Below are 14,864 nucleotides of genomic sequence, written 5' to 3'. Positions count from 1 at the left end.
TCGCTGACGCACATTGAAGGACTGCCGCCAGGAAGAGATCGTTAAAAGCCTCATGACCTCGTATGACGAGGTCGGCGGGATCAACCATGTCGATTGCGGGAACCTGCCGTCGAAGCAGGCGATTGCGTCGCTGTGCGAGGATTTGCTGCAACTGCTGTTTCCCGGCTTTTTCTCCGAGGAGGCGGTGTCATCGGACGAACTTCAGCTCATGACGCATGAACTCGTCGCGGGCATCCGCCAGCGATTGAACCTGGAAGTACGCCGCACCGTGCGGCTGAACGGCAACACGGAACCGGCCGAGAGCGAAGGTCTGGTATGCCGCTTCATGCTGGCGCTGCCTCAGGTACGTGCGCTGCTGCAAACCGATGTCGAGGCCGCGTTTGAGGGTGATCCTGCCGCACGCAGCTTTGAGGAAATCATTCTCGCGTATCCTGGCCTTGAAGCCATTGCGATCCAGCGCACGGCCCATTTGCTCTACCAAGAGAACGTGCCGCTGATTCCGCGCATGATGACGGAGTGGGCGCATGGACGCACGGGCATCGACATCCATCCCGGCGCAGAGATCGGTACGCATTTTTTTATCGACCATGGCACTGGCGTGGTGATCGGCGAGACGGCGCAGCTCGGGCATCATGTGAAGCTGTATCAAGGCGTGGGCCTCGTGGCACGCTCGCTGGCGGCCGGACAGGCACTGCGTGGCAAGAAGCGCCATCCCACGCTGGAAGATCACGTCACCGTGTATGCGAACGCCACGATTGTCGGTGGCGACACGGTCATCGGCGCACGCAGCACCATCGGCGCAAACGTGTTCATTCTCGAAAGCGTCGCGCCGGACATGATTTTCGCGCTCGGTGAGCAGGAGCACAAGGTGCAGGTCAAAAAACCGAAGTGACGCATGTTCGGACTCTCCCAGCTCAACTTCGATTTCGCCGCGCTGCCACGCTGGGTGCCGTTTCGCTCGGTGCGTGATCTCGAAGTCGAAGAAACGCCTGCACCTGCAGAAGAAGCCGCGTTGGATGGCCGTGATGCGGTCTTAGAAGAGCAGACGCGTGCCATGCTGCTGACGCTGGATCTTCCCGGCGGTGCAAAGCTCGTCACGGTGACGTGGAATGCCCGGCTGCGCAGCACGGCGGGCTATGCGCGCTATCCGAGCTGGGCCATCGAGTTGAATCCGCGACTGCGCGAGTTTGAAGGCCAGGTGGACCGCACGTTGAAGCACGAACTCGCGCATCTCATCGCCTACCATCGTTCAGGACGCCGCCGTATTGAGCCACATGGTCATGAATGGCGGCTTGCGTGTGCGGATCTGGGCATTGCGGGAGAGAAGGCGCATCATCGTCTGCCGCTGCCGCGCAAAGAAGTCGCTCGCAAGCTCACGTATGTGTGTCCCGCGTGTCAGGTGCAGGTGGCGCGCGTCCGCAAGTTCCGTCGGCCCACGGCCTGCCTGCATTGCTGCAACACGCACAGCAGCGGCAAGTATGATGGGCGGTTCAGGCTGGCACTGGTGAGCGGTATTTAACGTCCCGGATTAGGCGACAGCGTGCCGTTGCCTGCATCCGTTGTAGTGTCGTGTTAGATCATCGCTGCAAAGCGATCTCTTCAAGGGTTCTCGTTCCAATATCGAGTCACCTGACTGAATCCGATGCTGGAGACAGTGACGATGATGATGTGGACCGCTGTCAATATCCAGAATGTTCGAGTCGTGCGGCAGCGAAACAGCATCAAGAGTGTCGAACCAAGGATAATCAAAAGTGAAATAATAGCGGGAACATAAGAAGGGCGATGTCCGCCAAGAAATGCAGCCATGCCAAACCATCCGAGAAACGGTGCGCACAGGGTCGCTTTCAGCTTTTCATAGGTAACGTTATACCCACCTTCCATATGCAAAGGTGTGATGGCAATGATGGCACCAAAGATCAGGAGCCAAAGGCCAAGGAGCGTTGCTGCACGCCACAGGAACGAAGGGGCGGAAGGCGTAGCTGAACTGGCTTTCATCTCTCAGGGTTCCGTTTCTTGGCCGTACAGTACGTCGGAAAACAAATGTATCGGTTTGTGTTCCAGCGCGTTTATCTCCGACATTTTAGAAGCACTTGGAACTTGATGTCGAGAGCAATGTTGATTGCGAAAACGCAGTTGTTCTCATCTCTTATGATTGGGATGAGTCGAGTTGCCTAAATCTTCATATCCGTAAGGAGTGCGAACAAGCGCAACAAGTGGGTTCCACCCTTTGATTGTGCGGGTTCCACGGGCACTGCGGGTGTGAATGTTTTCGGCAGGAATTGTGAGCGGGGAGGAACAACCGGGGTTTTGCACGGCTGCTCTCAGAGCTTGCTGTTTTGTTGGCTCGGCTGTTCACGGGTTGTTCGCAGTTGTTTTTGGAGGTTGGGATGGTCGAGCGCGGCTTGGGCGGCCTGCACCTCGGCCTCTTTTTTGCTGCGACCGCTGCCGCGCCCGAGTTCGGCACCCTGCCACACGACGGCAGCGATGAAGTTCTTGGCGTGATCGGGGCCTTCTTCGCCGATGATCTGATAGACGGGTGACGTGGTGCCGACGGCTTGCACGAGTTCCTGGAGCTGGCCTTTGGGATTGGTGTCCAGCGGGCCGTGGCTGAGGGCATCGAGGTCTTCCGCAAAGAGACGAGATGCGAAGCGCTGTGCGGCATCGCTGCCGGCGTCGAGATGAATGGCACCGGCGATGGCTTCGAGGGCATCCGCGAGGGTAGATTCGCGATCACGGCCGCCGTTGGCCTCTTCGCCACGGCCCATGCGCAGATGGGTGCCGAGACTAATGCGGCGGGCGATGCGCGCAAGGGCCTTGGTGGAGACGAGCTGGGCGCGGGCCTGAGTGAGCACGCCTTCATCGGCCTGCGGCAGTCGTTGGAAGAGCAGATGGGAGAGCGTGAGCTGCAGCACGGCGTCACCGAGGAATTCGAGGCGCTGATTGTCAGCCTGGGCGCGCTGGGCTTCGTAGCCGATGCTGCCGTGCGTGAGCGCGAGCTGGAGCAGCGCGGGATCGCGAAAGGTGTGTCCGAGAATGGTTTCCAGCGAGTCGTCCATTGAATCTGCAAACCTCAGTTGATAGTGGCTGGTTGATTGTTGATGGACGGAACAGGAGGCACCGCAGACCAGTACCGCCTGCTGCATCAGGCTTACAACCATCAACTTGCAGCCATCAACCGCCGTTGTGCTCCAGTGTTAAAAGTGGGGTGACCGACGGGATTCGAACCCGCAACAACCAGAATCACAATCTGGGGCTCTACCGTTGAACTACGGCCACCATCTCAATCGAGAGTCGCGGATAGTAACCGGTCACGGGGGTTGCGCCAGCGAAAATTCGAGGGGTGGGCGGCGTAGGAGGGCGTGAGCCAATGTTACCGAAAAGTCAGTGAGTGAATCGTCACTGCGAAGGTTTTGAACGAAGGGCGGTACATCCCAACCTTGCGGCATGGAAACCCTCATCAGCATGTTCTCTGCACTGATTGATTTTTTCCACAGTGTGAAGAGTTTTTTCACCGATCTCGTGAAGCCGCTCAGCGGTATCTGGAACATGGAGACCTTGATTGTGGTCATCATGCTGCTGGTGGCGGTGGCAGGCATTGCCGCCAATGGTCTGTGGAAACGGCGCAAACCTGGTGAGCTGCCGTGGGATTAGGTTGGTGATATGTGGCGGTCACACTCCTCTTGAGCAAACGGCTGCCGATGGTGTAAGGGTCGCGTGTTCATGACTGACATCGCCACGCATTCGCAACTCAGCGCGCTCATTCGTCACCGCCGCTCCATCAAGCCGGTGGACATGGATTCGTCGCGAATGGTGGAGCGTTCGTTGCTCATGCAGGTGCTCGAAGATGCGACGTGGGCACCGACCCATGGATTGACGGAGCCGTGGAAGTTTGTGGTGCATCAAGGTGCGGGCCGTGCGCGATTGGCGGAAGCGATGCAGCGGATCTATCGCGAAACATCGCCGCCGCAGGAGTTCCGTGAGGACAAGATGAAGAAGATGGGTGTGAATCCACTCATCGCGCCGGTGGTGATCGCGGGTGTGATGGTACGACGTGGTGGTGTCAAGATTCCTGAGGTTGAAGAGATCGAAGCGGTGGCCTGTGCGTTGCAAAATCTGATGCTGTCGGCCACAGCGGCCGGCTTGGGCTGCTATTGGTCAACGCCGCCATTGCTGGCGACGCAGCAGTTTGCGGAGTGGCTGCAAATCGGTCCCGAAGATCGCTGCATGGCTCTGATTTATCTCGGCTGGCCGCGTGAAGGATTGAAGTGGCCGCAGAGTTCGCGCGAGCCGGTCGAATCCAAAACCAGGTGGTGCGACGTCTGAAAATGACGAATGAGTAAATCCTAATGACGAACGAACCCTGCCTGCTGCATGACTGAATGGCTCACCAACGCGTGGAATGCGACGGCGCAGTTTTTCACGGCGATGCCGTGGGACATACTGGGTGTGTGGTCGCTGACGATTTGTCTGCTGATCATCGGCATCATCGGTTCGGTGGTGCCGTTTCTACCGGGGCCGCTGCTCATCTTCGCTGCAGGCATCATTCACACGCTGCTGCGTCCTGAATCCGCGCTGAGCGCCTGGGGCTTTGTGCTTTTGTCGCTCGGGCTCGTGCTGTCTTATGTGATCGATTTCGTGAGCGGTGCGCTGGGTGCGCGCTGGTTTGGTGCGAGCCGTTGGGGCATCGCGGGGGTGTTCATCGGCGGCATTGTAGGCATGTTCTTTGTGCCGTTTGGTTTGATTCTGGGTCCACTGATCGGCGGGATTGCGTTTGAACTGGTCTTTGCCAAGAAGCGACTGCAACCGGCTGCCAAGTCAGCCTGGGGATCGCTGCTGGGCACGGGCGTGGGTCTAGTGCTGCGCTTGATCGTCGCCCTGGGAATGGTGGCGACGGTTTTACTCGATGCGCTGGTGTGGTGAGGCTCACGCCTTGCCTTGCAGCAGCATGCGCAGGCCGAAGACGACGAGCACGGTGCCGAAGATGCGCGTGAGTGTTTCGTTGCTCATCGTCTTGAGCCAGCCAGCGCCGAAGTAGGCAAAGAGCGACGCGGAGATCGAGGTGATGGCGGCGATTTTCCAATCGACGAGGCCAGAGCGTGCGTTCTGCGTTGTGGCCATGAGTGCCGTGGGAATTATGATGGCCAGTGAAGTCGCGACGGCCATCTTCTGCGGCAATTTGAGCAAGAACACGAACGCAGGAACCATCACCACACCGCCGCCGACACCACACAGCGCAGCGATGACACCGCTGACGATGCCGATGGCGAGACAGGTGAGGATGGCGGAGGTCGTCATGGTGAGATCAGCGGGATTGCTTCGCGAGCATACCGACGAGGAGACGTTCGAGCACGAGCTTGGGATCGAGCGAGGAGGTGACGAGCTTGGTGTTTGCAGTGAGGCAGGCTTTGAACGCGGTATGCAGTTCTTCGAGCGAGAAGTTGCCAGTCTCAGGAATGGCGAGAAACATCGGGTAGGCGTTGAAGCCGGTGCCGTCTTTCTTACGTGGCAGGTGCGACGTAGCGGACGATGGCAGACCTTCGAGCGAGGTGCAGAAGCCGGCGTAGTTGAATTTGTTGAGCTTGTAGCGTGAGCCGAGGTCTTTGATGAGCAGGAGGCTGCGCACGCGCGGCACGATGGCGGCGAGCAGCAGCCCGATGGCGTTCTGGCCTTGATACATCAGCGTGCCGAGCAGTTCGAGCGCACGCGGCAGATCACGTTTGCCAATGGCATTGCCGAGATCCCACAGCACACCGGCACGGCTCATGGAGACGAGTCCTTGCACAGTCTTGAGTCCGGCGCGGCGACGCTCACCGAGGTAAAGATCAATCTTTTCGAGTTCGTTCTCCATCTGCCGTGTGTCATCGCCGGCCATCTGCACAAGCAGTTCGAGCGCCCCACTTTCAAAGGTGATGCCGAGTTCCTTCGCTTTGCGTGAGGCGACGGCAAGCACCGGTCCTTCCCAACCCGCTCTCGAGGTGTCGGGCTTGTCGAAGATTTCAAAGTTGGCGATCTTGGAGATGCGCTTGTAAGCGCTGCGACGTTTGTCGATACCAGTGGCGCTAATGACGAAGCGCACATCGCTGCCGAGGCCGGATTCGACGACATCAAGGATGCGCTCGAAGCCGTTCACCGCATCCTGACCGCGACCAGGACCGGAGTCGGCTAGGAAGTTGGCGTTCTTGAGCCACACCACTTTCGTGCCGCCGAAGAAGGGCAACATTTGCAGTGCCATGCAGACATTGGAGCAGATGGTGCCGGCGTGTTCGGCATTGTCCGCCGTGCCATCGATGATGTCGTTGCTGAAGTCACCTGCGTCCGGTGGTGTGAGGCTGCGCACCAGCATCAGCGCAGATTCCTTCACTCGAGCTTCATCGCTGCCAAGGAGCACATTCACCTGGCTGGCGGTGGGTTTTTTTGGCGGCGGCATGTTCACCGATGGAGCAGGATGCGCACTTCATCAAGCACACCGAATGCCGCAGCCTTGACATGCGTGCCGGGATTTGATGAAATTCACCCATGAAAATAAATTTGATCAGGTGCAGGGTTTCGACGGCGGTCGTGGTGATGACGACTGCCTGTTTGATGTTGGTAGCGGCCTTTGTGGCCAAGGCGGAAGATCTGAATGCAGTCTATCAGCAGGGACGCGCGGCCTATTACCGCGGCGACATGGCCAACGCATTTCAACTGCTCTCCCGTGTGGCGGCGGCGAATCCGAAACACACAGAGACGGCGAACATGCTGGCCTACATTCGGGCGCATCACAAACCGGAGGAGAACACGCTCAAGACTCAGTATGCCGCCGTGCTGCTGCCGAAGGTGGAAATGGCGGACGTGACGCTCACCGAAGCGCTCGAAGGCCTGCGGGTGTTGTCGAAAAATGCCAGCGGTGGCAAGGTGACGCCGAATGTGATCGTGAAGGGCGAGGAGCTGGCGCAGCGCAAGCTCAGCCTGTCGCTCACCAATGTCCCGCTGACGGAGGCGCTGAATTACGTCACTCAACTGGTGGGAGCCAAGGCGACCTATGACAAGCATGCGGTCATCCTGAGCACTCAGGCTGATACGACTACCTCCACGGCGGTCGCAAAGTAGATGCCGCCTAAATGATTCTTAATGAGTGAGTTGAGCTGACTTGGCGGCTCGGCTCAGTCGTTGAAGAAGTGCCGTCCGGTCTGGCCGGCTTCGGTCTTGTTGTCCACTTCCCAGTACACATCTTCAAAGATGGTCTCCGGCTCTGGATAGGGGCTGGCTTTGGCAAACTCGGCGGAGTCTTCGGCCTCTTTCTGCGCTTCCTTGTCGATCTTCTTCAACTCCTCCTCGGTGGCGACGTCTTCGTTGAGGAGATTGCGCTTCCACACCTGGATCGGGTCGTGATCGTTTTGGAACTTCTCGACTTCTTCTTTGGTGCGGTACTTGAACTTGTTCGCGTCAGCCACGGAATGGCCTTCCCAACGATAAGTGGCGATTTCGATGATGCTGGGCTTCGATTCGTTATGCGCTCGTTCGATGGCTTTGCTCACGCCTGCACGCACGGCATAGACATCCTCGCCGCTGAACTGCTCCCAAGCCATGCCGTAGCCTTCGGCACGCTTGGCGAGGAAGTCGGTGTAGGCGGACGAGCGCTGCTGGCTCGTGCCCATCGAGTAGCCGTTGTTTTCGATCACGTAGATCACCGGCAGATCCCAGAGTTCGGCGAGATTGAGAGATTCATGGAAGGCACCTTGGTTCACCGCACCATCACCGAGGAAACAGAGCGCCGCACCTTTGAGGCCACGGTACTTCAAACCGTAGGCGAGTCCAAGACCCAGCGGTGTCTGACCGGCCACGATGCCGTGCCCACCCCAGTAGTTTTTATCTGGCGCGAAGTAGTGCATCGAGCCGCCCTTGCCGCGTGAGCAGCCGGTGGCCTTGCCGAAGAGTTCCGCCATGCACTCGTTCATGCCCATGCCCACGGCCAAAGCGTGTGCGTGGTCGCGATACGCGGTGATCACATGATCGTTCGGTCCCATCACCGAAACCGTGCCCACGGCGACGGATTCCTGGCCGATGTAAAGGTGGAGGAAACCGCCCATGCGCCCCGCTTGGTAGTGCTGGAGTGACACCTGCTCGAAACGGCGGATGCGCACCATCTGGCGATAAAGTCCCACTTTGTCGGCGGCGGTGAGCTTCTGATTGATGGGATCGGCGGCGTGCGCAGCGACGGGGATTTTAGCTTTAGACATGTTCAGGCAGAGTGGAAAAATTCATTCTAGCCAACGTCCCCACGGACGCAAAGGATTGTTCAGGCCCTCCAGGCAATCCGCGTTCCACATGGAACAATTGGCGCCGTATGCTATCCTCGCGCCCCCATGTCTGAGAGCCTCTACACCTTCCCCAAGCACTACGATGTCATTGTCTGCGGTGCCGGTCATGCTGGAGTGGAGGCAGCGATGGCGGCGGCCCGGCTGGGTTGCCAGACGGCCATCCTCACCCAAAATCTGGATACCATTTCCCAGATGTCCTGCAACCCGGCCATCGGTGGTCTGGCCAAAGGGCATGTCGTGCGGGAGATCGACGCCCTCGGCGGCGTCATGGGCCTGAACACCGACGCCACCGGCATCCAGTTCCGCATGTTGAACGCCCGCAAAGGCCCCAGCGTCCAGGCCCCCCGCGCCCAGTGCGACAAGAAGGCCTACCAGTTCCGTATGAAGTGGCTGATCGAGAACCAGCCCAACCTCGACCTCCATCAGGGCAACGCCGCCGAACTTTTGGTCGAAAACGATGCCATCATCGGCATCCGCACCTCCCTTGGCATGATCTACCGGGCCAAAGCCGTCGTCATCTCCAGCGGTACATTCATGCGCGGACTCCTCCACGTCGGCCAGCAGAACCAAGCCGGCGGCCGCATGGGCGACGCCATCTCCACCTTGTCCGACAGCCTCCGGCACCTCGGTTTCGACGTGCAGCGCTTCAAAACCGGCACCCCTTGCCGCCTCAACAGCCGCAGCATCGACTTCTCCAAGTGCGAACTCCAGCCCGGCGACGAACCTGCCCCGCGCTTCAGCTACCTCTCCGGCGTCCTCCCCGAGGACGAATCCGAAGGCCTCTCCCCTTCTCCAAGTCTCCCAGTCTCCCCCTCTCCAAGTCTTCCGACGACCGGCCCGAACCAGTTCACCCTGAACTCCTGGACCCCCGAAAAGTTCCACGTGGAACAAATTCCCTGCTGGATCACCTACACGACCCCCCAGACGCACGACATCATCCGGGCCAATATCCACAAGTCGGCGATGTATTCGGGCAAGATCGAGGGTGTCGGCCCGCGCTACTGCCCCTCGGTGGAGGACAAGGTGGTGCGCTTTGCCGAGAAGGACCGGCACCAGATCTTCCTCGAACCCGAGGGCCGCCACACCCGCGAATTCTACGTCAACGGCGTCTCCACCTCCCTGCCCTTCGAGGTCCAGTATGACTTCATCCGGTCCATCCCCGGCCTCGAAAACGCCGAGATCGTTCGTCCCGGCTATGCCGTGGAGTACGACTACTGCCCGCCCACCCAACTCCACCCCACTCTCGAAACGAAGCGTATTGCTGGCCTCTACTTCGCCGGGCAGATCAATGGCACCTCCGGCTACGAGGAGGCTGCCGGGCAGGGCCTCATCGCCGGGGCCAATGCCGCCCTCAAGGCCCAGGGCCGCCCCCCTTTCCTGCTCCAGCGTAGCCAGGCCTACCTCGCCGTCATGATCGACGACCTCGTCACCAAAGGCACCACCGAGCCCTACCGCCTCTTCACCTCCCGCGCCGAATACCGCCTCCTCCTCCGCCAGGACAACTGCGACCTCCGCCTCACCCCCCTCGCCGCCGCCATCGGCCTCGCCTCCCCTTTCCGCGTCCGGCACACCGAGGAAAAAATCGCCCAACTCGCCGCCGCCCGCCTCCTTCTCCAGGAAGCCCGGCTCGACGGCATCACCCTGGAAAAATGGCTGCGTCGGCCCGAAAACACGCCCGCTGCCCTGCCCGTCGAGATCCACGCCCAGTTCACCCCCGAGGTCTGGTCCTTGGTTGAGAACGACGTCAAATACGCCGGCTACATCACCCGCCAGGAAGACATGGTCGCCAAAACCTCCCGCATGGAGGAAAAGCTGATCCCCGCCGACTTCGACTACCACGCCATCCCCGGCCTCAAAACCGAAGCCAAACACCGCCTCACCGCCCTCCGCCCCGCCACCCTCGGCCAAGCCGCGAGAGCCCAAGGCGTGAACCCGGCGGACATTGCCCTGCTCGCGGTGATGCTGAAGCGCGGCAGCGTACAGGCAGAGAGCGCAGATCCAAGCGCATAGAGTCCAATCCAGCACCGCGCGGCCACCTTTCGTCCCCTGCCCGCAACGCTTCGCGCAGCGATGCGGGCGGGTCGTCCTCCTACTCGAACTCGTCCTCGATCTACCCGCTCTCGCAGCTCCAGCGGTGGGAAGTCAGACGTAAAAAGTGAGAAGTCGCAATCAGCTCCGCACGGCCCATCATCTGGTCCTCGTTCCTTCCGCCCATACTCCCGCCGATGCTCCTCCAAACCTTCCTTTCTCCTCCTGGGCCTGAAGTCATCAAGATGGGCGTTTTTGCCGCAGATTCAGGGAAACCACCGATTGTTTTTTGTCTGGTAATCTGCGGTTTTCCTGAATCTGCGGCCAATCCTCCGTTTCACGGAATGTGATGTATAGTAGCAGGGCGAACCAGCGTGGCCTTGATTTTGGCAGTGGAATTTCGGGCAGAGGAATGTGCCAGAACACAAATTTCCCTGCCCAACCATTCCCCTGCCAGTTATTCGAGACGAGGAGACTTGGAGTGGCGGAGAAGTGGAGCGTTGGAAATGGGGAGTTCAGAACCTTGAGCGAGGGGAGCGGTTGAAGGAGCTGAGTCACAGCGAAAACAACCAAGTTTCACCGTCTTCCGCCGCTTACTTTTGACCGCAGCAGGCCCCATAGGGCAGACCGCTGTCGCAATCACAGGGGAGGGTGCGTTTGGGCAGAATGAAACCGCCGGGGCGAGAGGTGAAGTCATGCACGCGCTTCTCGTACTGATACGTGTGGCTCTTCTCCCTGTCCTTGGTTGCATGCTTCAAGGGCGGTTTGAAGTACTGCCAGCCACGGATGATGGCGAGCAGGTCCTCCCGTGGGTGGTTGATCGGATTAGGGGTCGGGTTGGAAACAGCAAAACCCTCCCTCCACGGAGAGGCCAGCGCTTCTTCAACATCCAGCCTGCTCATGGCCTGCCGGCCACGACGGGTCTTGAGCACCTGCCAAAGCCGAGGCAGCAGTGGCGCAAGTTTGAGACGGGCGATGAAAAGCATGAGCGTGCCCAGGACCATCTCGTCGTCGCAGGTGTCGAGCATCTTGGCGAAGCCGGCCTCAATGGCGACCCGATCACCGAGGTGATGGTGGTGGGCACTGGCGAGCACCATGGTGCAGCAGTCGCGCAGGTCGCTGTTCCAAGGAGGATCGTTTTGCCACAGGATGCGAAAGAGCCGGCCCACGTCACCGTCGAAGGTGGTGATCAGGAGATGCGGCCATTCCATGTAGGCATCGGACATGAGCCAGCGGCTGTCATAGCGGTCGTCGAGCATGAGGCTCTTCCATAGGAGGTCATAGGTGCCCGGTACGCGCCAGGCGGCGAGAAGATGCAGTGCAAAGGAGGGCAGCCGCCAGTCGCCCTCGGCTTGCAGGCGGCCAGCGGCAGAGAGCGCGTGAGCCTGGGCCACGGCCTGCTGAAGATGCGGAATGAGCGCCTGCTGGTGATCGTGTGCGTCAGCGAGAGCTTGTGCAGGTACGATGTGCTCGGCGGCATTGGCGAAGGCATCGAGGATGGCATTAACCTGTGCTTCCTGGGAGTGAGGCGTGGAGGACATGAAGCAGAGGGGAGAATCATCCTTGGATTACCGGCTAGGCGGCTGGTGCTTGAGGGCATTCTCGTCAGCGGTGATGACGCCGCAAGCGAGACTTGGAGTGGCGGAGAAGTGAAGCGTTGAAGACGCGAAGAAGCGTCTGACACCCAAATTCTGGCCTGCAGAAGAGAGGATTAGTGGCTCCTCAGCCGCGAGAAGCGAGGAGCCACGGCCAGGTCAGGCCAGGTTACGAGCGGCCAGGTGCCTGCGCAGGCAGGCAGATTCTTATTGCAAGCCACTGCGCCAATATGTTAATTATCAAATATAACTTATTATCAAGCATGATTAAATCACTCGTTTGGCCCTTCTCTACTGGTGTGCTGCTGCTCACATTCCTCTCCGCTTGTGTGACTGCTCCGAACTCCCTCATTTCATCTCCGGGGTCATGGTCGCCCACGGCGACCCCAAATCCGGCGTTAAGTCAGCACATGAGCCAGGTGCGGAAGGCCCAGTATGAAATGAAGCTGATGGTCTCCACGATCAAATCGCGGAACGATCTGCCGGTGAACTTTAGCAACGATTCCCAAACACTGTATGACCAGGCACGCTTCAAATGGCAAACGGCGGGACAGGCGGTGGCTTCTGATTATGTGGCAGGGATGGCCGCGTTGAGTCCTTCCGCTGAAAGCGCCATGCAGTCGGCCCAGCAGTCGCAGGACGACTTCCGCACCCATTACAACAGCCTGAGCGATCATCGCGATTTGACCGACTACGTGAAAAATCTGGGGATCCTGCTAGTAAGTGATCTGTTCAACACCGGGCGCGGTTATGTCCAGCAGCAGCAGCGCGAGATGATGGCTCAAAGCATCGCCAACGAGTTCTTGCTGCCGTCCTGGCAGGAGATCCCGCCTGCGATGGTCCCCGGCACACCGGTGGCCTACCCGCCGGCCCATGTGCCGCTGTATCCCGCGCCTGCCACACCGTATCCCGCTAATCCGCAGCAGTTATGAGGCTCAGGTGGCATGATTGTGCGCTGTGGCGGCGGCTGGTCTGGCTGCTGCTGCTGGGCTGTGCCGCTGGTGGAACGCTCCAGGCCGCGAACAGGATCGCTCTGGTGATGGGCAATGGCAGTTATCCGGCGACGCAGAATCTCCAAAACGCCCCTGGAGATGCCGTGGCCGTGGCCGAGGCATTGAAACAGCGGCAGTTCACCGTGATCAATTCGCAGGTGGAGGATCTGGACCACGACGGCATGGCCAAATGTCTGGAGCGGCTCGGGGATTACAAAGAGACGTCACTGGACCTGGTGGTCTTCTATTTTGCCGGACATAGCGTCGAGCATGCGGGCGAGCTGTTTTTGCTGCCGGCCAAAGCCCGCATCACCTCGGCCGAGGATTTCGAAGACAAAGCTTTTCCACTCAGGCGCTGCATCGAGCGAGTGCGCGCCTTGAAAGGCCAGCGCTTTTTGTTCCTGGTGGACGGGTGCCGCAACAGCCCGTCCTACGGCGGAGCTTCGCAACAAAAGTCCACGAGTTATCCGCTCTCGGACAGAGTCTGCATTGCCCTGGCGACCGGCCAGGGGAAATATTCACACGACTTCGGCAAGATGGCGGCGCATGGGCCGTTTGCCGCAGCGCTGCTGGACGGGCTGAGGACGCCTGGTGCGACGGTGGACACCCTCCTGAATCATGTTCGACGCACGGTCGCGACCCGCACCGGAGGCAAGCAGGTGCCCACTATTTTTCGAGCTGATGGCGAATGGGACCAAGTGGTTCTGACGCCCAATGGGTTTCGAGAGCCACTGCTGCAGACGCCAAGCGTGGTTCTCAAGCATCCCGTGTACCTGCATGATGGCGAAGGAAAGCCCTGCGGCATTCTGCTGCCGAAGGCGCAAGCCAACCCACAGGCGGTGCAAGTGGTGCAGAATGGCAAAGACCCTGCCTGGTACAACGTGACGCTGGCTGGCTGGATGGTGCAGAAAAACCAACGCTCGGGAAAGACGTTCCTCGAAGACTTGAACAACGGAAGCTGGCGGGTTCTCAAACAAATCCCGGAAGGTGCCTGGTCAGCCAATACCTTGAAACTCCGCTCGAACCGCAGTCTGAAGGACGATGCGCCGTTTGCCACCCTCAAGGAAGGCGCCTTGCTCATGAATAGCAGCGGCATGATCGAAGACGGCAGGGAATGGCGGTTCGGTCAATGGACAGGCTTTACCATGCCTGACATTGCGGTCAGCGATGAGGATCTCAAGGCCAGCGGGCTGGTGCCTGGACCTGCCGGACCCCTGGCGGTTGATTTGTCCCGTTCCCGTTGAGCCCCTGCGAATTCCGGGCGCAGCATGGGTCACTTCAGGAAGAATCGCTGAACGCCTGGGTCGCCGTCTATAACGCCAGCGAGACCTCCACCGGCGTGAAGACCACGACCGAGCAAGGCAAGAAACAGGCCCGCGAAAATCTGCAGCTCATGCTCTTCCTCAATCTCGTGAAGCTCATGGAGATGTTCCCCCGCTAGCCCGAGAAGCTGCCCCTCTACATGAATCAAAGCCTGCTGGAGAATCCGTCATCCCCACCGCCACCTGCACCCCCTGCCCCGCCACCGCCCGGTCCGTAAGAGCATCGGCTGTCGGTTGGCACGCCTATGGCGGAGTTAACGAACAACAAAACGGATGCAGGCAACGGCTCGTATGGCATCTGTCGTGTCATCAACGCCTCCCGCTCGCCGTCGCCTGATCCGGGACGTTGATATGGCGCGTGGCTGAGGCGTTTGATTTGGTGGCTGGTGCGCATGGCTTTCGGCTGCACCTTGCCGTTGCGGTGCGGCCAGAGGGCGGAGTTGCCTCAGCCGTAGCCATGCAGAAGGTGAATCACAGAGGCACCGGGTACCCAGAGGATTTAAGAGCCTGTCCGTTAAAACTTCATAATCACTAGTTTTGAGACGCCAGATGGCGAGCGCTATGGCCGATCATTGCCAGATAAACGAAGGCTTCGTGGTGGCGTGCGTTGCGCTCGTGGTCACGCAC

17 protein-coding genes and 1 tRNA gene are annotated in these 14,864 nt (G+C 59.6%); 11 read left to right on the top strand and 7 right to left on the bottom strand.

What is annotated here, in order from left to right; genetic code table 11:
• Nucleotides 1–52: 52 nt before the first annotated feature.
• Both epsC and ACKVY0_RS20485 read left to right on the top strand, forming a co-directional pair.
• Nucleotides 53–892 (top strand): serine O-acetyltransferase EpsC, encoded by an 840-nt coding sequence (gene epsC / locus ACKVY0_RS20490; RefSeq protein ID WP_409216707.1) that lies wholly within the window; start codon nucleotides 53–55, stop codon nucleotides 890–892.
• A gap of 3 nt (nucleotides 893–895) precedes the next feature.
• Entirely contained in the window at nucleotides 896–1,519 is a 624-nt protein-coding gene (locus ACKVY0_RS20485; RefSeq protein WP_409216706.1) for a SprT-like domain-containing protein, read from the top strand.
• An 80-nt stretch (nucleotides 1,520–1,599) separates the two neighbouring features.
• On the opposite strand, the gene ACKVY0_RS20480 is transcribed toward ACKVY0_RS20485, so the two are convergent.
• The 3 genes from ACKVY0_RS20480 to ACKVY0_RS20470 form a co-directional block, all read right to left on the bottom strand.
• The gene (locus tag ACKVY0_RS20480; protein WP_409216705.1) at nucleotides 1,600–1,995 is read right to left on the bottom strand and encodes a hypothetical protein; all 396 of its coding nucleotides are present in this window, start codon (nucleotides 1,993–1,995) and stop codon (nucleotides 1,600–1,602) included.
• 326 nt (nucleotides 1,996–2,321) lie between these two features.
• Entirely contained in the window at nucleotides 2,322–3,056 is a 735-nt protein-coding gene (gene rnc, locus ACKVY0_RS20475; protein ID WP_409216704.1) for a ribonuclease III, read from the bottom strand.
• Between the two features lie 145 nt (nucleotides 3,057–3,201).
• A tRNA-His gene (locus tag ACKVY0_RS20470) sits at nucleotides 3,202–3,276 on the bottom strand.
• 168 nt (nucleotides 3,277–3,444) lie between these two features.
• Between ACKVY0_RS20470 and ACKVY0_RS20465 the strand changes: the two genes are divergently transcribed.
• The 3 genes from ACKVY0_RS20465 to ACKVY0_RS20455 all read left to right on the top strand — a co-directional run bounded on the left by ACKVY0_RS20465 (nucleotide 3,445) and on the right by ACKVY0_RS20455 (nucleotide 4,920).
• The gene (locus tag ACKVY0_RS20465) at nucleotides 3,445–3,651 is read left to right on the top strand and encodes a hypothetical protein (RefSeq protein WP_409216703.1); all 207 of its coding nucleotides are present in this window, start codon (nucleotides 3,445–3,447) and stop codon (nucleotides 3,649–3,651) included.
• A gap of 69 nt (nucleotides 3,652–3,720) precedes the next feature.
• Nucleotides 3,721–4,323 (top strand): nitroreductase, encoded by a 603-nt coding sequence (locus ACKVY0_RS20460; protein ID WP_409216702.1) that lies wholly within the window; start codon nucleotides 3,721–3,723, stop codon nucleotides 4,321–4,323.
• Between the two features lie 48 nt (nucleotides 4,324–4,371).
• Nucleotides 4,372–4,920 (top strand): DUF456 domain-containing protein, encoded by a 549-nt coding sequence (locus ACKVY0_RS20455; protein ID WP_409216701.1) that lies wholly within the window; start codon nucleotides 4,372–4,374, stop codon nucleotides 4,918–4,920.
• 3 nt (nucleotides 4,921–4,923) lie between these two features.
• On the opposite strand, the gene ACKVY0_RS20450 is transcribed toward ACKVY0_RS20455, so the two are convergent.
• Both ACKVY0_RS20450 and holA read right to left on the bottom strand, forming a co-directional pair.
• Entirely contained in the window at nucleotides 4,924–5,295 is a 372-nt protein-coding gene (locus ACKVY0_RS20450; protein WP_409216700.1) for a TSUP family transporter, read from the bottom strand.
• A gap of 7 nt (nucleotides 5,296–5,302) precedes the next feature.
• On the bottom strand, nucleotides 5,303–6,427 hold the full coding sequence (holA, locus tag ACKVY0_RS20445) for a DNA polymerase III subunit delta (RefSeq protein WP_409216699.1): 1,125 nt from the start codon (nucleotides 6,425–6,427) through the stop codon (nucleotides 5,303–5,305).
• A gap of 89 nt (nucleotides 6,428–6,516) precedes the next feature.
• Between holA and ACKVY0_RS20440 the strand changes: the two genes are divergently transcribed.
• Complete coding sequence (locus ACKVY0_RS20440; RefSeq protein ID WP_409216698.1) at nucleotides 6,517–7,089, top strand: hypothetical protein; 573 nt, start codon at nucleotides 6,517–6,519, stop codon at nucleotides 7,087–7,089.
• Between the two features lie 53 nt (nucleotides 7,090–7,142).
• Here ACKVY0_RS20440 and pdhA read toward each other — a convergent pair whose 3' ends face one another.
• Nucleotides 7,143–8,219, bottom strand: a complete 1,077-nt coding sequence (gene pdhA / locus ACKVY0_RS20435; protein WP_409216697.1) for a pyruvate dehydrogenase (acetyl-transferring) E1 component subunit alpha — start codon at nucleotides 8,217–8,219, stop codon at nucleotides 7,143–7,145.
• 126 nt (nucleotides 8,220–8,345) lie between these two features.
• Here pdhA and ACKVY0_RS20430 point away from each other — a divergent pair, with 126 nt between their 5' ends.
• A complete protein-coding gene (locus ACKVY0_RS20430; protein ID WP_409216696.1) occupies nucleotides 8,346–10,310 on the top strand; it encodes a tRNA uridine-5-carboxymethylaminomethyl modification enzyme MnmG/GidA in 1,965 nt (654 codons plus the stop codon).
• 215 nt (nucleotides 10,311–10,525) lie between these two features.
• Nucleotides 10,526–10,678 (top strand): hypothetical protein, encoded by a 153-nt coding sequence (locus ACKVY0_RS20425; RefSeq protein ID WP_409216695.1) that lies wholly within the window; start codon nucleotides 10,526–10,528, stop codon nucleotides 10,676–10,678.
• A 243-nt stretch (nucleotides 10,679–10,921) separates the two neighbouring features.
• Here ACKVY0_RS20425 and ACKVY0_RS20420 read toward each other — a convergent pair whose 3' ends face one another.
• Nucleotides 10,922–11,869: a hypothetical protein gene (locus tag ACKVY0_RS20420; RefSeq protein WP_409216694.1), complete on the bottom strand. Its 948-nt coding sequence runs from the start codon at nucleotides 11,867–11,869 to the stop codon at nucleotides 10,922–10,924.
• A gap of 317 nt (nucleotides 11,870–12,186) precedes the next feature.
• Between ACKVY0_RS20420 and ACKVY0_RS20415 the strand changes: the two genes are divergently transcribed.
• From ACKVY0_RS20415 to ACKVY0_RS20405, 3 genes are read left to right on the top strand one after another with little or no spacing between them, the layout of a single operon-like run.
• On the top strand, nucleotides 12,187–12,855 hold the full coding sequence (locus ACKVY0_RS20415; RefSeq protein WP_409216693.1) for a hypothetical protein: 669 nt from the start codon (nucleotides 12,187–12,189) through the stop codon (nucleotides 12,853–12,855).
• A complete protein-coding gene (locus tag ACKVY0_RS20410) occupies nucleotides 12,852–14,159 on the top strand; it encodes a caspase domain-containing protein (RefSeq protein ID WP_409216692.1) in 1,308 nt (435 codons plus the stop codon). The genes ACKVY0_RS20415 and ACKVY0_RS20410 overlap by 4 nt, the downstream gene beginning before the upstream one ends.
• Nucleotides 14,156–14,356, top strand: a complete 201-nt coding sequence (locus ACKVY0_RS20405; protein WP_409216691.1) for a hypothetical protein — start codon at nucleotides 14,156–14,158, stop codon at nucleotides 14,354–14,356. The genes ACKVY0_RS20410 and ACKVY0_RS20405 overlap by 4 nt, the downstream gene beginning before the upstream one ends.
• The last annotated feature ends 508 nt before the right edge of the window (nucleotides 14,357–14,864 follow it).

The sequence above is a fragment of the Prosthecobacter sp. genome, from assembly GCF_046154365.1.
Lineage (GTDB): Bacteria > Verrucomicrobiota > Verrucomicrobiia > Verrucomicrobiales > Verrucomicrobiaceae > Prosthecobacter.
Note: the sequence above shows the minus strand (reverse complement) of the source record. Positions and strands in the feature narration are given on the sequence as shown.

Coding starts and splice junctions, on each gene's coding strand:
- ACKVY0_RS20455 (WP_409216701.1), top strand. CDS start 4,372: ATGACTGAATGGCTCACCAACGCGTGGAATGCGACGGCGCAGTTTTTC.
- ACKVY0_RS20485 (WP_409216706.1), top strand. CDS start 896: ATGTTCGGACTCTCCCAGCTCAACTTCGATTTCGCCGCGCTGCCACGC.
- holA (WP_409216699.1), bottom strand. CDS start 6,427: ATGCCGCCGCCAAAAAAACCCACCGCCAGCCAGGTGAATGTGCTCCTT.
- pdhA (WP_409216697.1), bottom strand. CDS start 8,219: ATGTCTAAAGCTAAAATCCCCGTCGCTGCGCACGCCGCCGATCCCATC.
- ACKVY0_RS20410 (WP_409216692.1), top strand. CDS start 12,852: ATGAGGCTCAGGTGGCATGATTGTGCGCTGTGGCGGCGGCTGGTCTGG.
- ACKVY0_RS20420 (WP_409216694.1), bottom strand. CDS start 11,869: ATGTCCTCCACGCCTCACTCCCAGGAAGCACAGGTTAATGCCATCCTC.
- ACKVY0_RS20425 (WP_409216695.1), top strand. CDS start 10,526: ATGCTCCTCCAAACCTTCCTTTCTCCTCCTGGGCCTGAAGTCATCAAG.
- rnc (WP_409216704.1), bottom strand. CDS start 3,056: ATGGACGACTCGCTGGAAACCATTCTCGGACACACCTTTCGCGATCCC.
- ACKVY0_RS20430 (WP_409216696.1), top strand. CDS start 8,346: ATGTCTGAGAGCCTCTACACCTTCCCCAAGCACTACGATGTCATTGTC.
- ACKVY0_RS20440 (WP_409216698.1), top strand. CDS start 6,517: ATGAAAATAAATTTGATCAGGTGCAGGGTTTCGACGGCGGTCGTGGTG.
- ACKVY0_RS20415 (WP_409216693.1), top strand. CDS start 12,187: ATGATTAAATCACTCGTTTGGCCCTTCTCTACTGGTGTGCTGCTGCTC.
- ACKVY0_RS20465 (WP_409216703.1), top strand. CDS start 3,445: ATGGAAACCCTCATCAGCATGTTCTCTGCACTGATTGATTTTTTCCAC.
- ACKVY0_RS20450 (WP_409216700.1), bottom strand. CDS start 5,295: ATGACGACCTCCGCCATCCTCACCTGTCTCGCCATCGGCATCGTCAGC.
- ACKVY0_RS20460 (WP_409216702.1), top strand. CDS start 3,721: ATGACTGACATCGCCACGCATTCGCAACTCAGCGCGCTCATTCGTCAC.
- ACKVY0_RS20480 (WP_409216705.1), bottom strand. CDS start 1,995: ATGAAAGCCAGTTCAGCTACGCCTTCCGCCCCTTCGTTCCTGTGGCGT.
- epsC (WP_409216707.1), top strand. CDS start 53: ATGACCTCGTATGACGAGGTCGGCGGGATCAACCATGTCGATTGCGGG.